The sequence below is a fragment of the Streptomyces galbus genome, from assembly GCF_005280195.1.
Classification (GTDB): domain Bacteria; phylum Actinomycetota; class Actinomycetes; order Streptomycetales; family Streptomycetaceae; genus Streptomyces; species Streptomyces galbus.
In genome coordinates this window covers 136,973-155,486 of the sequence record NZ_SZPR01000018.1, presented here as the reverse complement: position 1 = coordinate 155,486, position 18,514 = coordinate 136,973, and the positions used below count along the sequence as shown (strand labels likewise).

Sequence of the window (18,514 nt, the reverse complement as noted above, 5' to 3'; positions counted from 1 at the left end):
CGCGCTTCCCGCGGGAAGCGCGCCCCTCGGCGTGTCCGGGGACCGGGCGTCGCTCAGAGCGCGACGCCCAGCAGGGCGTCCACGGCACGGGAGACGACGCCGGGGGCGGCGGTGTCGGTGCCGCCCCGCTCGTCCTGGAGGTCCGTCCAGCGGTCCACCGCGGCCAGCGCGGCCGGGGCGTCCAGGTCGGTGGCCAGGGCGTCGCGGATCTCCTCCACCAGGGCGTCGGCGGACGGCCCGTCGGGCCGGGACACCGCCGCCCGCCAGCGGCCGAGGCGGGCCTGGGCGTCGGCGAGCACCTGGTCGGTCCACTCCCAGTCGGCCCGGTAGTGGTGGGCGAGCAGGGCGAGCCGGATGGCGGCCGGGTCGACGCCGTCGCGGCGGAGCTGCGAGACGAAGACCAGGTTGCCCTTGGACTTGGACATCTTCTCGCCGTGCAGGGCGACCATGCCGGCGTGGACGTACGCCTTGGCCATGGGGAACTCGCCGGTGAGCACCTGGGCGTGCGAGGCGCCCATCTCGTGGTGCGGGAAGGCCAGGTCGGAGCCGCCGCCCTGGACGTCGAATCCCATGCCGAGGTGGTCCAGGGCGATGGCGACGCACTCGATGTGCCAGCCGGGGCGGCCGCGGCCGAGCGAGCCGCCGTCCCAGCTCGGCTCGCCCTCGCGGGCGGCCATCCACAGCATCGGGTCGAGCGGGTTCTTCTTGCCGGGCCGGTCGGGGTCGCCGCCGCGCTCGGCGGACAGCAGCCGCATGGCGGCGGCGTCGAGGCGCGAGACCTGGCCGAAGTGGGGGTCGGACTCGACGGAGAAGTAGACGTCGCCCTCGAGCTCGTAGGCGGCGCCGAGCTCCCGCAGGCGCTCCACCAGCGGCACGATGCCGGGTATCGCCTCGACGGCGCCGATGTAGTGGCGCGGCGGGAGCATCCGCAGGGCGGTCATGTCCTCGCGGAAGAGGGCGGTCTCCTTCTCGGCGAGGGCGACCCAGTCGATGTCGTCCCGCTGGGCGCGCTCCAGCAGCGGGTCGTCGACGTCGGTGACGTTCTGGACGTAGTGGACCTGCCGCTTGGTGTCGAGCCACACGCGCTGGACGAGGTCGAACGCGTTGTACGTCGCCGCGTGCCCCATGTGGGTGGCGTCGTACGGCGTGATGCCGCAGACGTAGATGCGGGCGACGGGACCGGGGTCGAGGGTGACCAGGCCGCCGGTCGCGGTGTCGTGGATCCTCAGGTCGCGGCCCTGACCAGGCAGGGCGGGGACCTCGGAAGCGGGCCAGGCATGCATGTCATGAGCCTAACCGGACCGGAGTTCGGTATACGAACCGGTGCGGTCCGGATGACCGGGAAGGCGTTCTTGTGGATTCCTGGCGGATGTGCAGGCGGGGCAGCTGTACGGCGGTACGCACCGGTTCGGGGCGGAGGATCCCGGCTCGGGAGCTTCTGTCCGCTGGTGCGGCTATACGGGTGGCCAGGGGATCGCGGGCCACTCCCCGCCGGGCTCCGGGTGGCGGCCGGAGGACAGCAGGGCCTCGACCCGGGCGCGGGTGGCGTCGACCTCGGCGGGCGTGAGGAGGCCGGCGAGGGACGCGGTGAGGTGCCCGTCGGGCTCCAGGGCGCCCCTGAGGCCCTTGAGGACGTCCAGGGCCTCGCCGGTCAGGGGCTCCCCCGCCCAGCCCCACAGGAGGGTGCGCAGCTTGTCCTCGACGTGGAAGGTGACGCCGTGGTCGATGCCGTAGAGCCGCCCGGCGGCGGTGGGCAGCAGGTGGCCGCCCTTGCGGTCGGCGTTGTTGATCACCGCGTCGAGCACGGCGAGCCGGCGCAGCCGCTCGTCGTCGGCGTGCACGAGCAGCGCGGTGCGCCCCTCGCCGACCTCGGCGAAGCCGATGGCCTTCCAGCCCGGCCCGGGCTCCTCGGCGTCCACCAGCGCCAGCAGGTCGGAAGCCTCGTCCTCGCCGGCCACCTCGATCCAGAGCTGGCACATGCCCTCGCCGTACGGTCCGTCGCGCAGCACGGTGGGCGGCACGAGGCCCCAGCCGGTCGCCTCGGAGACGAGGTGGGCGGCGACCTCGCGGCGGGCGAGGTTGCCGTCGGGGAAGTCCCACAGGGGCCGCTCGCCGGCGACGGGCTTGTAGATGCAGTTGGCCTCGCGGCCGTCGTGGGCGACGGTGCAGTACAGGGCCGCGTTGGAGGCGTCGCTGATGCGGCCGCGCACGGTGAGCTCCCCGCGCGCGAGGAGGTCGGCGGCGGCCGGGTCGGTGGTCGTCACGCCCCGCGGCGGTATCCGTTCTGGCGCGGACATACGTGTCCTTCCGGGTCGAGCGGCAGGCTGCACAGCGGGCACGGCGGCCGGCCGGCGTTGACGACGTCGAGGGCGCGCTTGGCGAACGCCCGGGCCTGGGCGCCGGTGAGCCGGACCCGCAGCATCGGGGGCCCGTTCTCCTCGTCCTGCAGGAGCCGCTCCTCGGCCTCGGCGAGGTCCTCCTCGGACTCGGCGTCGAGCTCCACGAGGGCCTGTGCCTCGACGATCATGCGCTGTTCCTCGCCGTCCCAGGCGAGGGCCATGGTGCCGACCCGGAACTCCTCCTCGACGGGCGTCTCGAGGGGAGCGGTGTCGGGGTTCTCGGCGGGCGCCACCGCGGGGACGGCGGCGCTGCCGCCGCTACGGCGTACGACCTCGTCCAGCAGCTCGTCCATGCGCTCGGCGAGCGCTGCGACCTGGGTCTTCTCCAGGGCCACGCTGGTCACACGGGTGCCGGCGGTCGCCTGGAGGAAGAAGGTACGGCGCCCGGGCAGTCCGACCGTACCGGCCACGAAGCGGTCCGGGGGGTCGTAGAGGAACACCTGACGGGACACGTCCTGTCTCCATGGGAATCGTGAATACGTGAACGTCCATGCGTGAACGCGCGCGTGCGGACCGCTTCACCCTACTGCGGCGGACGATCACCGTGCGCCCGCGTCGCCCCCGACCGTGGCGTCCTCGGCGGGCGGCTCCTGCCGAGGCACGAGCGAGGCGAAGTCGCCGGTGTCTCCGAGGCGCACCAGGAAGGGGCGCAGCCGGGTGTAGCGGATCACGGTGACGGAGCACGGTTCCACCGAGATCCGCTGGAAGAGGTCCAGGTGGAGTCCGAGCGCCTCGGCGACGAGCGACTTGATGATGTCGCCGTGGGAGCACATCAGGTAGACGGCGTCGGCGCCGTGGTCGCGCTCCACGCGCGCGTTCCACTCGCGTACGGCCTCGGCGGCGCGGCTCTGCATGCCGCGCATGGACTCGCCGCCGGGAAAGGCGGCGGCGGAGGGGTGGGCCTGGACGACCTGCATGAGGGGTTCGTCCGTCAGTTCGGCCAGCTTGCGGCCGCTCCAGTCGCCGTAGTCGCACTCGTTGATGCGCTCCTCGGTGTGCACGGGCAGGCCCGGGCGGGCGTCGAGGAGCGGCTGGAGGGTTTCCCGGCAGCGCTGCAGGGGGCTGGTGACGACCTCGGCGATCGGGAGGTCCGCGAGCCGTCCGGGCAGCGCGGCGGCCTGTTCGAGGCCGCGTTCGTCGAGGGCGACACCGGGGGTCCGGCCGGCGAGCACGGCCGAGGTGTTGGCGGTGGACCGTCCGTGCCGGACGAGGATCAGCGTGGGCATGCCGCCCAGGGTAGGCGCACGCGGGTGTGCGCCGGCGGACCGGGGAAAGACGGACCGGGTAGGCGGACGGGAAGGAACAGCACTTCGTGATCGTGGACTGCGCCATCTACCGTGACGGGCGCCGCAGGGAGGGGCCCGGGGACTTCTCCGACGCGCTCGACGAGGCGCGGGCGGCGGGCGGCTTCGTGTGGATCGGGCTGCATGAGCCCACGGGGGGCGAGTTCGACACGGTCGCGGAGGAGTTCGGCCTGCACCCGCTGGCCGTGGAGGACGCCCTCAACGCCCACCAGCGGCCCAAGCTGGAGGTGTACGACGACTCCCTGTTCGTGGTGTTCAAGCCGGTGGTGTACGAGCCGAAGAGCGACGCGGTGTCCACCGGCGAGGTGATGGTCTTCCTCGGCGACGGCTTCGTGGTGACCGTCCGGCACGGCGAGGGCGCGCCGCTGGCGGCGGTGCGGCGCCGTCTGGAGCACGAGCCGCATCTGCTGGCCAAGGGCCCGACGGCGGTGCTGTACGCCATCGCCGACGCCACCGTGGACCACTACCTGGACGTGGCGACCGAGCTGCAGAACGACCTGGAGGAGCTGGAGGCGGAGGTGTTCTCGCCCGCCTCGGGCGGCTCGCGCAACACCGCGTCGCGGATCTACACGTTCAAGCGGCAGGTGCTGGAGTTCCGCCGGGCGACGGTCCCGCTGGCCCCGCCGCTGAGCCGGCTGGCGGGCACCGCATCGGCCAACGGCGGGGTGCCGTTCGTGAACGACAAGGCCCGCCCCTTCTTCCGCGACGTCAGCGACCACCTCACGCGCGTGAACGAGTCCGTGGAGGGCCTGGACCGCCTGGTCTCCGACGTCCTGTCGGCGCACCTGGCGCAGATGAGCGTCCGCCAGAACGACGACATGCGGAAGATCTCCGCGTGGGCGGCCATGGCCGCGGTCCCCACGATGATCGCGGGCATCTACGGCATGAACTTCGACCACATGCCGGAACTGCACTGGGTGTGGTCCTACCCGGCGGTGATCGCCCTGATGGCGGGCCTGGTGGGCTTCCTGTACCGACTGTTCAAACGCCGGGGATGGCTGTGACGGGCGTCAGGCCGTCTCGGGTACCGGGCTCGGTGGGGTGCCCAGGGCGTTCTTGATCGAGGGGGGCGTGAGGGTGGTCATGCGGCGCCAGCCCGCCAGGCGTTCCCAGGCGTGGACGGCGTGGATGCCGAGGGCGAGGAGTGCCGCCTTGGGGCGGGGCCAGTGGAGGATGCGGCCCATGTGGGACATGACGGCGAGGCTGACGTCGCGGTAGACGCGGATCTCGGCGAGGGCGCACGTGCGCAGGGTGCGCTGGATGGTGCGGCCGTGGCCGGCGCGGGCCAGGCGGAGCAGTTCCTCGTGGCAGTAGGCGAGGTGGTTGTCCTCGTCCTGGGAGATCTGCCGCACCGCGCGGCCGAGGTCGGGGTGGTCGGCGAAGTGCTTGCGCAGCAGCCGCATCTGCTCGGAGGCGCGCTGTTCGGTGACCCGGCTGTGGGCGAGGTAGGTGACGACGTCCTCGACCGTGAGCGGCTGTTCGGCCTTGAGCCTGTCGTGCGGCAGGCCGATGCCGTGGCGCTCCAGGAGCATCGTGTAGTCGGTCTCGGGCGGCACGGGGACCGGCTGCAGGCCCCGCTTGCGCAGCAGGGCGGTGAAGATGCGCCCGTGCTTGTCCTCGTCCGCGCCGTGGCGGGCGATCTTGAGGGCGAGGGCGCGCTCCGCGGGCGGGGCCAGCGCGGCGATCCGGGCGTTCTCCCAGCCGCCCTGGGCCTCGCCGCCGGCGGCGATGGAGCAGAACAGCGCGTAGGACTCGTCGTGGTCGAGGATCTCCTGGAACAGACTCTTGGCCGAAAGCATCGTCGGGGCACCTCTCCGCGTTCCGCACGGTTGCGTGGGACTCCGCGAACAACGAGTCAAGTGCGACCCGCCGCGGCCCGCAACAGCAGTGCCGGTTCGGCTGCGCCGAACGGGCGACCCGTGGGCCCCGTCCGCGGCGTAACCGCCCGCGGTCCGGCGCGTTAGGAGGGTGACGGCCGTGGCGGGGAAGACCCCCGAGCCCCCACCACGGCCGCTGAAAGCCTCCTCCCGAGGCGCCGGTCCGGGCCCGTCAGGCGAGTCCGGCCCGCTCCAGCGCCTCGACGCCCGCCCGCAGCGAGGCCAGCCGCTCGTCGAGCGTGAAGCCCGCCGGGGCCAGGGTGAGCGTGGTGACGCCGACGGCGGCGTAGGCCTTCATCCGGTCGGCGATCCGGTCCACCGAGCCCAGCAGCGTCGTGCGGTCGATCAGCTCGTGCGGCACGGCCGCCGCGGCGCCCTCCTTGTCGCCGGAGAGGTACTTCTCCTGGACCTCGGCGGCGGCCTGCTCGTAGCCCATGCGCCGGGCGAGCTGGTTGTAGAAGTTCTGCTTGGCGCTGCCCATGCCGCCGACGTACAGCGCGGTGTAGGGGCGGAAGGTGTCGGCGAGCCGGGTCACGTCCTGGTCGTCGCCGACCGCGAGCGGCACCGTCGGGCAGACGTCGAAGCCCTCCATCGTCAGGCCCGCCTTCTCGCGGCCCGCGCGCAGGTGCTTCAGCGCCGTGTCCTCCAGGTGCTCGGCGGAGGGGAAGATCAGCAGGGCGCCGTCGGCGATCTCGCCGGTCTGCTCCAGGTTCTTCGGGCCGATGGCCGCGATGTACAGCGGGATGTGCTCGCGCTGCGGGTGCACGGTCAGCTTGATGGGCTTGCCGGGGCCACCGGGCAGCGGCAGCGTCCAGTGCTCGCCGTCGTACGTCAGCCGCTCGCGGCTCATCGCGCGGCGGACGATCTCGACGTACTCGCGCGTGCGGGCCAGCGGCTTGTCGAACTTGACGCCGTACCAGCCCTCGGAGACCTGCGGCCCGGAGACGCCGAGGCCGAGGCGGAAGCGGCCGCCGGACAGGGAGTCGAGGGTGGCCGCGGTCATCGCGGTCATCGCGGGCTGGCGGGCCGGGATCTGGAAGATGGCCGAGCCGACGTCGATCCGCTCGGTCTGCGCGGCGACCCAGCTCAGCACGGTGGCCGCGTCCGAGCCGTACGCCTCGGCCGCCCAGCACACGGCGTACCCGAGCCGGTCGGCCTCGCGGGCCACGGCGAGATTGTCCGCGTCCATTCCGGCACCCCAGTAGCCGAGGTTGATCCCGAGCTGCATGGCCGCATCCCCTTACCGATCAGTAACGACGCTGTCGCGGAGACCTTAGCGCGGGGGCCCGGCGACGGGCAGACGATGTGGCGAGCGTCGCGCCCGCCGGAGGTCGCCCCACCTGCGCGGAACCGGCCCGGTCCGGCCGCGGATCCGGTTGTCCACAGGCAACCCACGGCGCACCCCTGGCCAGTAATCTCGGCGTCCATGGAGCAGAGGCATCTCGGCCGTACCGGCCTGCGCGTGTCCCGCATCGGGCTCGGCACCCTGACGTGGGGCCGCGACACGGACGAGCACGACGCCGCGGACCTCTTGAAGACGTTCTGGGAGGCCGGCGGCACCCTCGTCGACACGGCGGACGTGTACGGCGACGGGGAGGCGGAGTACCTGCTCGGGCGGCTCGTGGAGGGGCTGGTGCCGCGCCGGGACCTGGTCATCTCCACCAAGGCGGGCAGCGTGCCCGACCCCGACCGCCGCTTCGACGGCTCCCGCGGCCACCTGCTGTCGGCGCTGGACGCCTCCCTGGCCCGGCTCGGCACCGACCACGTCGACGTCTGGCACGTGCACGCCTACGACCCGTCGACCCCGCTGGAGGAGACCCTCCAGGCCCTCGACATCGCGGTCGCAAGCGGCCGGGCCCGCTACGCCGGGGTGTCCAACTTCTGCGGCTGGCAGCTCGCCAAGGCGGCCACCTGGCAGCTCGCCCAGCCGGGCACGCGCACCCGGCTGGCCAGCACGCAGATGGAGTACTCCCTCCTCCAGCGCGGCATCGAGCGCGAGGTGCTGCCGGCCGCGCTCGACCTCGGCATCGGGCTGCTGCCCTCCTCCCCGCTGGGGCGCGGGGTGCTCACCGGCAAGTACCGCGCCGACGCCCTGCCGCCCGACTCGCGCGGTGCCTCCGACCACTTCGCGCCCTTCGTGGAGCCCTACCTCGACGACACGGCCGGCCGGATCGTGGACGCCGTGTCCACCGCGGCGGACGGGCTCGCGGTGACCCCGCTCCAGGTCGCCCTCGCCTGGGTCCGCGACCGGCCCGGGGTGGCCGCCCCGATCGTCGGCGCGCGCACCGCGCAGCAGCTCACGGCGGCGTTGTCAGTGGAGGCGCTTAGTCTTCCTGACGAGATCTGCCGGGCGCTCGACGACGTGTCGGCGCCGGTGCACCGCTATCCCGATCACGACTGGAGCACGCTGTGAGCACGGAGCCGGAGACCACGGAGAGCGCCGAGCCGGGGAAGCCGGAGGACGCCGTGCGGAGCGGCACGCCGACGGACGGCGCGGGCGCGGGCGCGGCGGAAGCGGGCGGGGCGGGCGCGACGGAAGCGGACGGGGCGGACGCGGGCGCGGCGGAAGCGGGCGGGGCGGACGCGGGCGCGGCGGAAGCGGGCGGGGCGGACGCCGAGGGCTCCCCCCAGCTCAGTGAGGCCGAGGCCGAGTTGCTGGCGCAGAAGCTCGAGCGGGAGCGGATCGAGCAGCGCAAGGCCGAGAAGAAGGGTCCCATCGCCAGCGGGACCAAGCTGAGCGGCCAGGCCGCCGACCTGCTCGCCGCCGTACGGGCCGTGGAGAGCGGCGAGAAGCCCGTGGCCGCCGTGTTCGCCGAGCCGCGGCCCGCCCCGCGCCGCCCCGCGCCGGAACCGGTACGACGACCGCAGCCCGTGCCGGCCGCGCCCGCGGCGCCCGACGCCCCCGCGCCGCACACCGTGGACGGCGTGCGCCGGGTGCTGGCGGACGGGAGCGCGCCCGAGGCGCTCGCCCCGCAGGTGGCCGCCGCGCTCGGCGAGGGCGCGGAGGACCTGCTGCGCGAGGACCCCTGGCAGCTCCTGCGGGTCGCCGGGGTGCGTCCGGAGCAGGCCGACGGGTTCGCGCGGGCCCTGCTGGGCGCCGAGTGCCGGCCGGACGACGAGCGCCGGGCCCGGGCGGTGACGGTGTGGCTGCTGGAGCAGGCCGCCCTGGCCGGGCACACCGCGCTGGAGCTGTCGGCGCTCGCCACCGCGCTGGCCCGCCAGGGCGTGCCCGACGCCGACACCGCCGTGCAGAGCACGCTGGCCGAGGGCGACGCGCTGGTCTTCCAGGACGCCCTGGACGAGCCGGGCGCCCGTCCCGGCACCGCCCCGTCGGCCGCCGCCCCCTCCGCGCCGCCGGCCGCGGCGGACGACGCCGAGGGCGAGCCGGAGGACGCCGAGGAGGAGCGGCCGGTCCGGGTCCTGGTGGGGCTCGAGCGGTACGCGCTCGCGGAGGAGAGCCTGGCCGACGGCCTGGCCCGCATCGTCAACTCCCTGGCCCCTGTGTCCACGGAGCCCTCCGCCGAGTGGGAGGCGGCCGCGGCGGCGGCCTCCGGCAGCACGGCCGAGCTGATCCGCGCCGTCGCCGGGCACGGCCTGGTGCTGCACACCGGCGGCGAGGCCGCCCGCGCCGAGCCGGCCGCGCTGCTCACCGTCGCCCGCGGCCTCGGCCTGCGCGCGGTCGCCGCCTGCCACACCCCGGACGGCCGGCGCCGGTTCGCGGCCCTGCTGGGCGCCGAGGACCCTGTGGTCACCGTCCCGGGCCTGCTCGCCGGCACCGAGGGCCCCGGCCGCGACGCGGAGGGCGCCCTCGACCTCGACGTGCTGGTCGTGCTGGACGCGCCGCAGCTCGACGTGGAGAGCGCCGCGATGGTCGTGGAGTCGCTGCCCGACGGGGCGCGCCTGGTGCTCAGCGGCGACCCGGCCGTGCTGGGGTCGGCCGGGCCGGGCCGCGTCTTCGCCGACCTCCTCGCGGCGCGCACCTGCCCCCAGGTCGCCTCCCGCACCCCGGACCCCGGCCCCCTCGGCGAGCTGGTCTCGGGCGTCGGGATCGGCGAGCTGAACCAGGTCGACGCGCCCGGCAAGGAGATCGTGATCGTCCCGGTCCGGGACGCGGGCGAGGCCGTGCACCGCACGGTGCAGCTCGTCGCCGACTCGGTGCCGCGGGCCCTCGGGGTGCCCCCCGAGGACACGGTGGTGATCACCCCGGGCCACGGCGGCGCGGCCGGCACCCGCGTGCTGAACGCGGCCCTGAAGGAACGGCTGAATCCCGGTCCCGGCCGCTTCGGCGGCTTCGACCCCGGTGACCGCGTGGCCTACTCCCCCGCCCCGGGCCGTACGGTGCCGGGTCAGGTCGTGGGGGCCGACGCCGAGGGACTGCACCTGTCCTGCGCGGACGGCGCCGTCGTCGTACCGAAGGAGCGGGTCGAGCAGGCCGTGCGGCACGGGTGGGCGCTGACCGCGCACCAGGCCGTGGGCAGCCGCTGGCCGGCGGCGGTCGTCGTGCTGCCGGGAGACGCCGCGCAGGCCCTGTCCCGGCCGTGGGTGTACACGGCCTTCGGCCGGGGCGAGCGGCACCTGTCCGTGGTCCACGGGGTCGAGCAGGCCCTGCCGAGGGCGGTCGCCGAGGTCACCGCGAAGCCCCGCACGACCCGCCTGCCGGTGCTGCTGCGGACCCAGGTCCCGGCGGCGCAGTAGCCGCCGGTCCCCCGGCGGGGACGGACAGGCGAACGGCGCCGGTCACGGGGAGACCCGTGCTGACCGGCGCCGTCCACCCGGCGGCGAGGACCGCGGGACCGCTCGGCTCAGCGGTCCGCGTCCAGCGGCTCCAGGTCCTCGTCCCCCTCCAGTCCCAGCTCGCGCTCGATGTCGTCGTCCTCCTCGTCGTCCGGGCCGTCGAGCTCGTCGTCGAAGACGGCGCTGACGTCGAAGCGGCACACCACCTGCTGCGGGTCCGGCTCCTCGAACGGCGACTCGAGCCACTCACCGGGCTCGGCCGGCTCGTCCGCGGCGACCACCCAGAGCGTGGAGTCGCCCTCCTCCAGGCCGAACTCCTTGTGCCGGGAGGCGATCTCGTCCGGCTCGAACTCGCCGAACAGCAGTCCCAGCGCCCCGTGCACCGTGCGCGAGGCGCCCGCTCCCGCGCCGGGGAGCTCCTCGTCCGCGGCCTCGATGCGCTGTGCCTGGGCCAGCAGACGCTGGGGCTCGGCCACCGAGTAGTCGCGGCGGATCAGCACGCTGAGCGCGCTCGGCTCCTCCGGCCCCGCGTACGGCGGCAGGCTGTCCTCCGCGCCGGGGATCTCGAAGGGCGTGACCTCGTCGTACCGGTCGTAGAGCAGCTCGTCGTACGTTTCCGCGGCCGCGGCCAGCTCGTTGAACGCCTCGTAGACGGCGGGGTCGTCCTCCCCCGACCGGCGTTCGACCGCGGCCAGGTGGCGGTCGAGCGCGGCCTTGACCGCCTCGGCGGCGGCGCGTACCTCGGCAGCGGTGGGCTGCACAGCATCAGACATAGTGCAGACGCTATCCGTACCGGGCCCCAGACCGCACAATAGATGCGATGCCGGAATACGAATTCGTCGACGTGTACGTGCCGCGCGGGGTCTCCCGCAAGGAGGCGGCGCGTCTGCTGACCGACCACGCCGAGTACGGACACTGGGAGCTGCACCGTCTGAGCCTGATGCGGGACGGCAGCCGCAAGGTGCGGCTGCGCCGGCGGATCATCCGCCAGGTACGCGCCACGTGGTGAGCTGAGACGGCGACCGGGCCACGCACGACGGAGCGGGCCCCACCCGGGTGGTGGGGCCCGCTCCGTCGTGCCTGCGCGGGCGGCTACGCCGAGGCGCGGGCCCTGCGGTAGAGGACCGCGCCCGCGAGCAGCGCCCCCGCGCCGGCCGGCAGGGCCAGCCCCAGCGGGACGTCGCCGCCGGTGTGGGCGAGCTGGGCGCCGACGTCGCCGCGTCCGGCCGCCTGCGCGGCGGAGCCGGCCGGGGTGAGGTGCCCGGAGGGCCCGCCCTGGGACTCGACCCCGCCGCCCGGCTTGCCCGGGTGGTGCGGGTGGCCGGGCTTGCCCGGGTGGTGCGGGCCGCGGTCGCCGGGGTGCGCGGCGTCGGCGCAGTCGTTGCCCAGGACCGCGTTGCCGACGCCGATGACGCTGACGCTGTTGCCGCACACGTTGACCGGCACGTCGACCGGGACCTGGACCTGGTTGCCGGAGCCCACACCGGGCGAGCCGCCCGTGTGTCCGCCGGCCTGCGCGCCGCCGGAGCCGCCGTGCGCGCCGGAGCCGCCGCCCGTGTGGCTGCCGCCGTGACTGCCGCCTTGGTGGCTGCCGCCGTGACCGCGCGGCTTCCCGTCCGGCTGCCCGGTGTTGGTGCAGGCGTTGCCGACCGACGGGTTGAGGGCGCCGACCACGTTGACGGTGTTGCCGCAGACGTTGACCGGCACGTGCACGGGCACCTGCACGGTGTTGCCCGACAGGACGCCGGGCGAGTGGGACGTGGAGCCGGTGGCTCCCGAGTCGGCGTGGGCGTAACCGCCGGCGGCGGCGATCACCCCCGTCGCCGCCGCCATCGTCATGAGACCCTTGCGGGTGACCTGTCGCACTGCTGCATCCCTGCCTTCCCCCTGGAGAAGAATCCTGGAAAAACGCCGGTCCCGGAGCGCAGGGCGCACGCTCCGGGACCGACCGTGTGGACGAGCCCTCAGCGGGCGTGCGTCACTTGTTGAAGCAGGTGTTGCCGAAAGCGGGGTTCAGGAGCCCGATCACGTTGACCGTGTTGCCGCAGACGTTCACCGGCACGTGCACGGGCACCTGGATGACGTTGCCGGACACGACGCCCGGGGACTGCACGGCGGCACCCTGGGCACCCGAGTCGGCGACGGCCAGGCCGGCGCCCGCGAGCACCAGACCACCGGTGGCAGCCGCGGCAGCGACGATCTTCTTGATCATTGTTCCTCCTACGTCGGTAATGCGATCCCAAGTGCGGATCACGTCACCTGTAACGAGGAGGGCGTAATCGGGCTACGAGCTTATCGTCGGATTCACTCTTCCCGGCCGGTCTCGCACGGGCGCCCGATTACCTGATCATCTGTGTCCCGGACGGGGTCAGGGCGTCACGACGCGTCGATGAAGCGGTCGAGGACCCGCACGCCGAACTGCAGTCCGTCGACCGGCACGCGCTCGTCCACGCCGTGGAACATGCCCGCGAAGTCCAGCTCCGGGGGCAGCTTCAGCGGGGCGAAGCCGAAGCCGCGGATGCCGAGGTCGTCGAAGGACTTGGCGTCGGTGCCGCCGGAGAGCATGTAGGGCACGGCCTTGGCGATCGGGTCCTCGGCGAGCAGCGCCGCCTGCATGGCCTCCACCAGGGCGCCGTCGAAGGACGTCTCCAGCGCCTTGTCGGAGTGGACGTCCTCGCGGCGGACGTTCGGGCCGAGGAGCCGGTCGAGGTCGGCGAGGAACTCCTCCTCGTGGCCCGGCAGGAACCGTCCGTCCACGTGGGCGGTGGCCTCGCCCGGGATGACGTTGACCTTGTAGCCGGCGTTGAGCTGGGTGGGGTTGGCGGTGTTGCCGAGGGTCGCCCCGATGAGCTTGGCGATGCCGCCCAGCTTGGCCAGGGTCGACTCCATGTCCTCCGGGTCGAGCTCGGTGCCGAGGGCGTCGCCGAGCTCGTCGAGGAAGGCGCGGGTGGTCTTGGTGACCCGGACCGGGAACTTGTGCCGGCCGACGCGGGCGACGGCCTCGGACAGCTCGGTGATGGCGTTGTCGCGGTGGATCATCGACCCGTGGCCTGCGGTCCCGGCGACGGTGAGCTTCATCCAGTGCATGCCCTTCTCGGCCGTCTGGATGAGGTAGAGCCGCCGCTGCTCGCTGACCGTGAACGAGAAGCCGCCGACCTCGCTGATCGCCTCGGTGACGCCCTCGAACAGGTCGGGGTGGTGGTCGACGAGGTACCGGGCGCCGTAGGTGCCGCCCGCCTCCTCGTCGGCGAGGAAGGCGAGGACGATGTCGCGCGGCGGGCGGCGGCCGCTGCGCAGCCGGTCGCGCACGACCGCGAGGGTCATCGCGTCCATGTCCTTCATGTCGACGGCGCCGCGCCCCCACACGCACCCGTCGGCGACCTCGCCGGAGAAGGGGTCGTGGGTCCAGTCGGCCGCGTTGGCCGGTACGACGTCCAGGTGGCCGTGGATCAGGAGGGCGGGCCGGGACGGGTCCTCGCCCTCGATGCGGGCCACCGTGGAGGCGCGTCCCGGGTGGGACTCGAAGATCCGCGGTTCGAGGCCCACCTCGGCGAGCTTCTCGGCCACGTACTCGGCGGCGGCGCGCTCACCCGGTCCCGAGTGGTCTCCGTAGTTGCTGGTGTCGAACCTGATCAGCTCGCGGCAGAGGTCGACGACCTCGTCCTCGCCGGTGACCGTCTGGGCCGGGTCCGTGTCGCTCACGCTGCTTCCTCCCGCTGTCACTGCTGTGGGTCCCCCTCATCCTCCCTCTCCCGCACGCCGGGGCCCAAGGCCGGTCCCGGCCCGTCACACCGCGTTCACGCGGGCGGGCCGCCCGGGCGCGTCCGGCCCGTGATCGGCCACCCCGGAAAGCCTGGTAATGTTTACGTCGTCGCCGCAGGGGAAACCCCGGCCGACAGACACCTTGTCCGGGTGGCGGAATGGCAGACGCGCTAGCTTGAGGTGCTAGTGCCCTTTATCGGGCGTGGGGGTTCAAGTCCCCCCTCGGACACCAGCAGGGGCCCGACCAGTGAGACTGGTCGGGCCCTTCGTCGTCGGATGTGGGCGATCTCTCGCCGGCCGCGCGAACGGCGAGGTCAGCGGCGGGTGCCACGGCTCGACAGTCCCCCGAACGGCCGCCCTCCGGTGGCCGGTTGAACGGGCCGAAGCCACCCTCGTACTAAAATTTCCGGCTTGTTGTGAAGCTGGAGCCGGACAACCCCAGGCAGACCTGCGGGCCCCGCCAGCGCCCCGGAGGATCCCGGGTGACAGACGCGAGGACCCGATGGCCGCGATACACGGGAGCAGTGCGCTCGGCCTGCTCGACGAGGAACCGCCCGATCCCTTCCCCGGCACGGCCCGCTACACCGGGGGTCCGGCCGCCTCCCCGCGCACGCTGGTCGACGTGTTCGACGCGTCCGTGCGCGCCCACCCGGAGGAACCCGCCCTGGACGACGGCACCGGCCGGCTCACCTACCGCGCGCTGGCCGCCGAGGTCGAGCGGCTGCGGCGCCGGCTCGCGGCGGCGGGCGTCGGGCGCGGGGACCGGGTGGGGGTGCGGGTGCCGTCGGGCACCAACGCGCTCTACGTCACGATCCTCGCCGTGCTGGCCGTGGGCGCCGCCTACGTGCCGGTCGACGCGGAGGACCCCGACGAGCGGGCCGAGCTGGTGTTCGGCGAGGCGGGCGTACGGGCCGTCGTGACCGCCGGTCCCACGGTCACCGTCGTCGGCACCGGCACCGGCCCCGGGACCGGTGCCGCCCGGCCCGGCGCCGAGGACGACGCCTGGATCATCTTCACCTCCGGCTCCACCGGGAAGCCGAAGGGCGTCGCCGTGCGGCACCGCAGCGCCGCCGCGTTCGTGGACGCCGAGGCCGCGCTGTTCCTCACCGAGGAGCCGATCGGGCCCGGGGACCGGGTGATGGCCGGGCTGTCGGTGGCGTTCGACGCGTCCTGCGAGGAGATGTGGCTGGCCTGGCGGTACGGCGCCTGTCTGGTGCCGGTGCCGCGCGACCGGGTGCGCAGCGGCGCCGACCTCGGGCCGTGGCTGGTCGAGCAGGAGATCACCGTGGTGTCCACGGTGCCGACCCTGGCCGCGCTGTGGGAGCCGGACACCCTCAACGACGTTCGCCTGCTGATCTTCGGCGGGGAGGCGTGCCCGCCCGAGCTGGCGCAGCGGCTGGTGACCGAGGGACGCGAGGTGTGGAACACCTACGGGCCGACCGAGGCCACCGTGGTGGCGTGCGCCGCGCTGATGACCGGCGAGGAGCCGGTGCGGATCGGGCTGCCGCTGCGCGGCTGGGAGCTGGCCGTCGTCGACGGGGCCGGGGAGCCGGTGCCGCCGGGCGGCAGCGGCGAGCTGGTGATCGGCGGGGTGGGGCTCGCCCGGTACCTGGACCCCGCGAAGGACGCCGAGAAGTACGCGCCGCTGCCGGCGCTCGGCTGGGAGCGGGCGTACCGCAGCGGCGACCTGGTGCGGGCCGACCCGGAGGGCCTGGTGTTCCTCGGGCGGGCCGACGAGCAGATCAAGCTCGGCGGGCGGCGCATCGAGCTGGGCGAGGTGGACGCCGCCCTGCAGGCGCTGCCCGGGGTCGCGGGCGCGGCCGCGGCGGTGCGCACCGCGCGCGGCGGCAACCAGCTCCTCGTCGGGTACGTCGTCCCGCAGGACGGCTGGGACCCGGCGGTGGCCGTGGCGAAACTGCGCGCGGAACTGCCCGCCGCGCTGGTGCCGCTGCTGGCGCCCGTCGACGCGCTGCCGACGCGCACCTCGGGCAAGGTGGACCGTGCCGCCCTGCCCTGGCCGCTGGAGGGGCTGGGGAGCGGCGGCCCGGCCGAGGAGCTGTACGGCACCGAGGCGTGGCTCGCCGAGCAGTGGCACGAGGTGCTCGGCGTCCCCGTGAGCGGTGCCTCGGACGACTTCTTCGCGATCGGCGGCGGCAGCCTGGCCGCCGCCCGGCTCACCACCCGGCTGCGGACCCGCTATCCGAGCGCGGCCGTCCTGGACGTCTACCAGCACCCGACCCTGCGCAAGCTGGCCCGCCGGCTGGAGCGGTCCGCGCAGGACGACACCGCCGGCCGGACGGTCGTGCCGGTGCCGAGGCGGGCGCAGGCGGTCCAGCTGGCGCTGCTGCTCCCCCTGTTCACCCTGCTGGGCCTGCGCTGGACGCTGGCGCTCGCCGCGCTGGGCGCGCTGCTGCCGGGCTACGGGTGGCTGCCGTCGGCGCCCTGGTGGCTCCTGGCCGCCGGTGCGCTGGCGCTGTTCAGCCCGCCGGGCCGGATCGCCCTGGCCGCGGGCGGGGCACGGCTGCTGCTCCGGGGCGTGGGACCGGGCAGGTACCCGCGCGGCGGCGCGGTCCACCTGCGGCTGTGGACGGCCGAGCGGCTGGCCGAGGTCACCGGCGCGACCGCGCTGACCGGCGCCTGGCTGCAGCGCTACGCGCGGGCCCTGGGCGCGAAGGTGGGGCCGGACGTGGACCTGCACGCGCTGCCGCCGGTCACCGGCCTGCTCAAGCTGGGCCGGGGCGCGGCCGTGGAGTCGGAGGTCGACCTGTGCGGGTACTGGCTGGACGGCGACCGGCTGGAGATCGGCGCGGTGAAGGTGGGCGCGCACGCCGTGGTCGGCACCCGCAGCACGCTGCTGCCGGGTGCCCGGGTCGGCAAGCGGGCCCAGGTGGCGCCGGGTTCGGCGGTCACCGGGCAGGTCCCGACCGGGCAGCGCTGGGCGGGCGCGCCCGCGGTGGAGCTGGGGCGGGCCAAGCGCGCCTGGCCGCAGGAGCGTCCGCCGCGCCGCCGGGTCTGGGGGGCGCTGTACGGCCTGTCCGGGGCGGGTCTGGCGCTGCTGCCGGTCGTGTCGGGCGCCATGGCGCTGCTGGTGGTGAGCCGGTTCGTGGACGCCGGTGACCCGTTGCCGGGCGCGGCGCTCGCCCTGGTCCCGGCGACGTCGGCCTACGGCCTGACGTACGCGCTGCTGATCCTGGTGGCCGTACGCCTGCTCAGCCTCGGGCTGCGGGAGGGGACGCACCCCACGCACAGCCGGACCGGGTGGCAGGCGTGGACGGTGACGCAGCTCATGGACCGCTCCCGCGAGACGCTGTTCCCGCTGTACGCCGGGCTGGTGACGCCGGTGTGGCTGCGGCTGCTGGGCATGCGGATCGGGCGGGGGGCCGAGGTGTCGACGGTGCTGGCGCTGCCCAGCCTGACCACGGTGGGCGAGGGCGCGTTCCTCGCCGACGACACGCTGACCGCGCCGTACGAGCTGGGCGGCGGCTGGATGCGGGTGGGGCGGGCGCGCATCGGGCGGCGGGCGTTCCTCGGGAACTCCGGGATGACCGCGCCGGGCCGCCGGGTGCCGGACGGCGGGCTGGTCGGGGTGCTGTCGGCGACGCCGAAGAAGGCCAAGAAGGGCAGCTCCTACCTGGGGCTGCCGCCGGTGCGGCTGCCGCGCAGTGCCGCGGGCGGCGACCAGAGCCGCACCTACGAGCCGCCGGCACGGCTGCTGTGGGCGCGCGGGCTGGTGGAGCTGTGCCGGATCGTGCCGGTGTTCTGCTCGGCCGGGATCGCCCTGCTGACCGTGGCGGCCCTGTGCGCGCTCGGGGCGTGGGCGCCGTTGCTGTGCGGCGTGGTCCTGCTCGGGGCGGGTGTCGCGGCGGGCGGGTGCTCGGTCGTCGCGAAGTGGCTGCTGGTGGGGCGGCACCGGCGGGGCGAACACCCGCTGTGGAGCGGCTTCGTGTGGCGCAACGAGCTGGCGGACACCTTCGTCGAGGTGCTGGCCGTGCCGTGGCTGGCCGGTGCCGTGCCGGGCACGCCGGTGATGACGGCCTGGCTGCGCGCGCTGGGTGCGCGCATCGGGCGGGGCGTGTGGGTGGAGAGCTACTGGCTGCCGGAGAGCGACCTGGTGACCCTGGAGGACGGGGCGACCGTGAACCGGGGCTGTGTGCTGCAGACGCACCTCTTCCACGACCGGATCTTGCGGACGGATACTGTGGTCCTCCGTGAGGGTGCCACGCTGGGCCCTGGCGGGATCGTGCTGCCCGGCAGCACGGTGGGGGCCCGCGCGACGCTGGGTCCCGCGTCGCTCGTCATGGCCGCGGAGTCCGTCCCCGACGGCACCCGCTGGCTGGGCAACCCGATCGAGGCGTGGCGCCCGTGAGCGCGGGCCACTCGGTGCCGGAGGGCGGTGGACCGGCGGCACAGGGCAGCGGCACGGCGCAGGGAGCGGCAA

At 74.7% G+C, this 18,514-nt stretch carries 15 protein-coding genes and 1 tRNA gene; 6 read left to right on the top strand and 10 right to left on the bottom strand.

Annotated elements, in window-relative coordinates; genetic code table 11:
- Nucleotides 1–53 precede the first annotated feature (53 nt).
- The 4 genes from mshC to E4U92_RS21865 form a co-directional block, all read right to left on the bottom strand.
- Nucleotides 54–1,283, bottom strand: a complete 1,230-nt coding sequence (gene mshC, locus E4U92_RS21880) for a cysteine--1-D-myo-inosityl 2-amino-2-deoxy-alpha-D-glucopyranoside ligase (protein WP_137302144.1) — start codon at nt 1,281–1,283, stop codon at nt 54–56.
- A 171-nt stretch (nt 1,284–1,454) separates the two neighbouring features.
- A complete protein-coding gene (locus E4U92_RS21875) occupies nt 1,455–2,297 on the bottom strand; it encodes an SCO1664 family protein (RefSeq protein ID WP_137302143.1) in 843 nt (280 codons plus the stop codon).
- Entirely contained in the window at nt 2,261–2,851 is a 591-nt protein-coding gene (locus E4U92_RS21870; protein WP_137302142.1) for a DUF3090 domain-containing protein, read from the bottom strand. The genes E4U92_RS21875 and E4U92_RS21870 overlap by 37 nt, the downstream gene beginning before the upstream one ends.
- Nucleotides 2,852–2,938: 87 nt before the next feature.
- Complete coding sequence (locus E4U92_RS21865) at nt 2,939–3,625, bottom strand: histidine phosphatase family protein (protein ID WP_137302141.1); 687 nt, start codon at nt 3,623–3,625, stop codon at nt 2,939–2,941.
- Between the two features lie 86 nt (nt 3,626–3,711).
- On the opposite strand from E4U92_RS21865, the gene corA reads away from it, so the two are divergent.
- Entirely contained in the window at nt 3,712–4,707 is a 996-nt protein-coding gene (gene corA, locus E4U92_RS21860; RefSeq protein ID WP_137302140.1) for a magnesium/cobalt transporter CorA, read from the top strand.
- 6 nt (nt 4,708–4,713) lie between these two features.
- On the opposite strand, the gene E4U92_RS21855 is transcribed toward corA, so the two are convergent.
- Both E4U92_RS21855 and E4U92_RS21850 read right to left on the bottom strand, forming a co-directional pair.
- Entirely contained in the window at nt 4,714–5,502 is a 789-nt protein-coding gene (locus E4U92_RS21855) for a ferritin-like domain-containing protein (RefSeq protein ID WP_137302139.1), read from the bottom strand.
- Nucleotides 5,503–5,752: 250 nt separating this feature from the next.
- Nucleotides 5,753–6,808 (bottom strand): LLM class F420-dependent oxidoreductase, encoded by a 1,056-nt coding sequence (locus E4U92_RS21850; protein WP_137302138.1) that lies wholly within the window; start codon nt 6,806–6,808, stop codon nt 5,753–5,755.
- Between the two features lie 198 nt (nt 6,809–7,006).
- On the opposite strand from E4U92_RS21850, the gene E4U92_RS21845 reads away from it, so the two are divergent.
- The gene (locus E4U92_RS21845; RefSeq protein ID WP_137302137.1) at nt 7,007–7,993 is read left to right on the top strand and encodes an aldo/keto reductase; all 987 of its coding nucleotides are present in this window, start codon (nt 7,007–7,009) and stop codon (nt 7,991–7,993) included.
- A complete protein-coding gene (locus E4U92_RS21840; protein ID WP_137302136.1) occupies nt 7,990–10,275 on the top strand; it encodes a helix-hairpin-helix domain-containing protein in 2,286 nt (761 codons plus the stop codon). The genes E4U92_RS21845 and E4U92_RS21840 overlap by 4 nt, the downstream gene beginning before the upstream one ends.
- A 107-nt stretch (nt 10,276–10,382) precedes the next feature.
- Here E4U92_RS21840 and E4U92_RS21835 read toward each other — a convergent pair whose 3' ends face one another.
- Entirely contained in the window at nt 10,383–11,087 is a 705-nt protein-coding gene (locus E4U92_RS21835; RefSeq protein ID WP_137302135.1) for a hypothetical protein, read from the bottom strand.
- A 47-nt stretch (nt 11,088–11,134) separates the two neighbouring features.
- Here E4U92_RS21835 and E4U92_RS21830 point away from each other — a divergent pair, with 47 nt between their 5' ends.
- Entirely contained in the window at nt 11,135–11,323 is a 189-nt protein-coding gene (locus E4U92_RS21830; protein WP_137302134.1) for a DUF5703 family protein, read from the top strand.
- Nucleotides 11,324–11,406: 83 nt separating this feature from the next.
- Here the strand turns inward: E4U92_RS21830 and E4U92_RS21825 are convergent, their stop codons facing one another.
- The 3 genes from E4U92_RS21825 to E4U92_RS21815 form a co-directional block, all read right to left on the bottom strand.
- Nucleotides 11,407–12,180: a chaplin gene (locus E4U92_RS21825; protein ID WP_137302133.1), complete on the bottom strand. Its 774-nt coding sequence runs from the start codon at nt 12,178–12,180 to the stop codon at nt 11,407–11,409.
- A gap of 112 nt (nt 12,181–12,292) precedes the next feature.
- Nucleotides 12,293–12,526 carry a chaplin ChpH gene (gene chpH / locus E4U92_RS21820; protein WP_067235126.1) on the bottom strand — a complete coding sequence of 78 codons (234 nt, stop codon included), beginning with the start codon at nt 12,524–12,526 and terminating at the stop codon, nt 12,293–12,295.
- Between the two features lie 164 nt (nt 12,527–12,690).
- Complete coding sequence (locus tag E4U92_RS21815) at nt 12,691–14,016, bottom strand: M20/M25/M40 family metallo-hydrolase (RefSeq protein ID WP_137302132.1); 1,326 nt, start codon at nt 14,014–14,016, stop codon at nt 12,691–12,693.
- Nucleotides 14,017–14,220: 204 nt separating this feature from the next.
- Here E4U92_RS21815 and E4U92_RS21810 point away from each other — a divergent pair.
- A tRNA-Leu gene (locus tag E4U92_RS21810) sits at nt 14,221–14,308 on the top strand.
- A 270-nt stretch (nt 14,309–14,578) separates the two neighbouring features.
- Nucleotides 14,579–18,442 carry a Pls/PosA family non-ribosomal peptide synthetase gene (locus E4U92_RS21805; RefSeq protein ID WP_137302131.1) on the top strand — a complete coding sequence of 1,288 codons (3,864 nt, stop codon included), beginning with the start codon at nt 14,579–14,581 and terminating at the stop codon, nt 18,440–18,442.
- Nucleotides 18,443–18,514 lie beyond the last annotated feature (72 nt).

Coding starts and splice junctions, on each gene's coding strand:
- mshC (WP_137302144.1), bottom strand. CDS start 1,283: ATGCATGCCTGGCCCGCTTCCGAGGTCCCCGCCCTGCCTGGTCAGGGC.
- E4U92_RS21875 (WP_137302143.1), bottom strand. CDS start 2,297: ATGTCCGCGCCAGAACGGATACCGCCGCGGGGCGTGACGACCACCGAC.
- E4U92_RS21865 (WP_137302141.1), bottom strand. CDS start 3,625: ATGCCCACGCTGATCCTCGTCCGGCACGGACGGTCCACCGCCAACACC.
- E4U92_RS21855 (WP_137302139.1), bottom strand. CDS start 5,502: ATGCTTTCGGCCAAGAGTCTGTTCCAGGAGATCCTCGACCACGACGAG.
- E4U92_RS21850 (WP_137302138.1), bottom strand. CDS start 6,808: ATGCAGCTCGGGATCAACCTCGGCTACTGGGGTGCCGGAATGGACGCG.
- E4U92_RS21845 (WP_137302137.1), top strand. CDS start 7,007: ATGGAGCAGAGGCATCTCGGCCGTACCGGCCTGCGCGTGTCCCGCATC.
- E4U92_RS21835 (WP_137302135.1), bottom strand. CDS start 11,087: ATGTCTGATGCTGTGCAGCCCACCGCTGCCGAGGTACGCGCCGCCGCC.
- E4U92_RS21830 (WP_137302134.1), top strand. CDS start 11,135: ATGCCGGAATACGAATTCGTCGACGTGTACGTGCCGCGCGGGGTCTCC.
- chpH (WP_067235126.1), bottom strand. CDS start 12,526: ATGATCAAGAAGATCGTCGCTGCCGCGGCTGCCACCGGTGGTCTGGTG.
- E4U92_RS21805 (WP_137302131.1), top strand. CDS start 14,579: ATGGCCGCGATACACGGGAGCAGTGCGCTCGGCCTGCTCGACGAGGAA.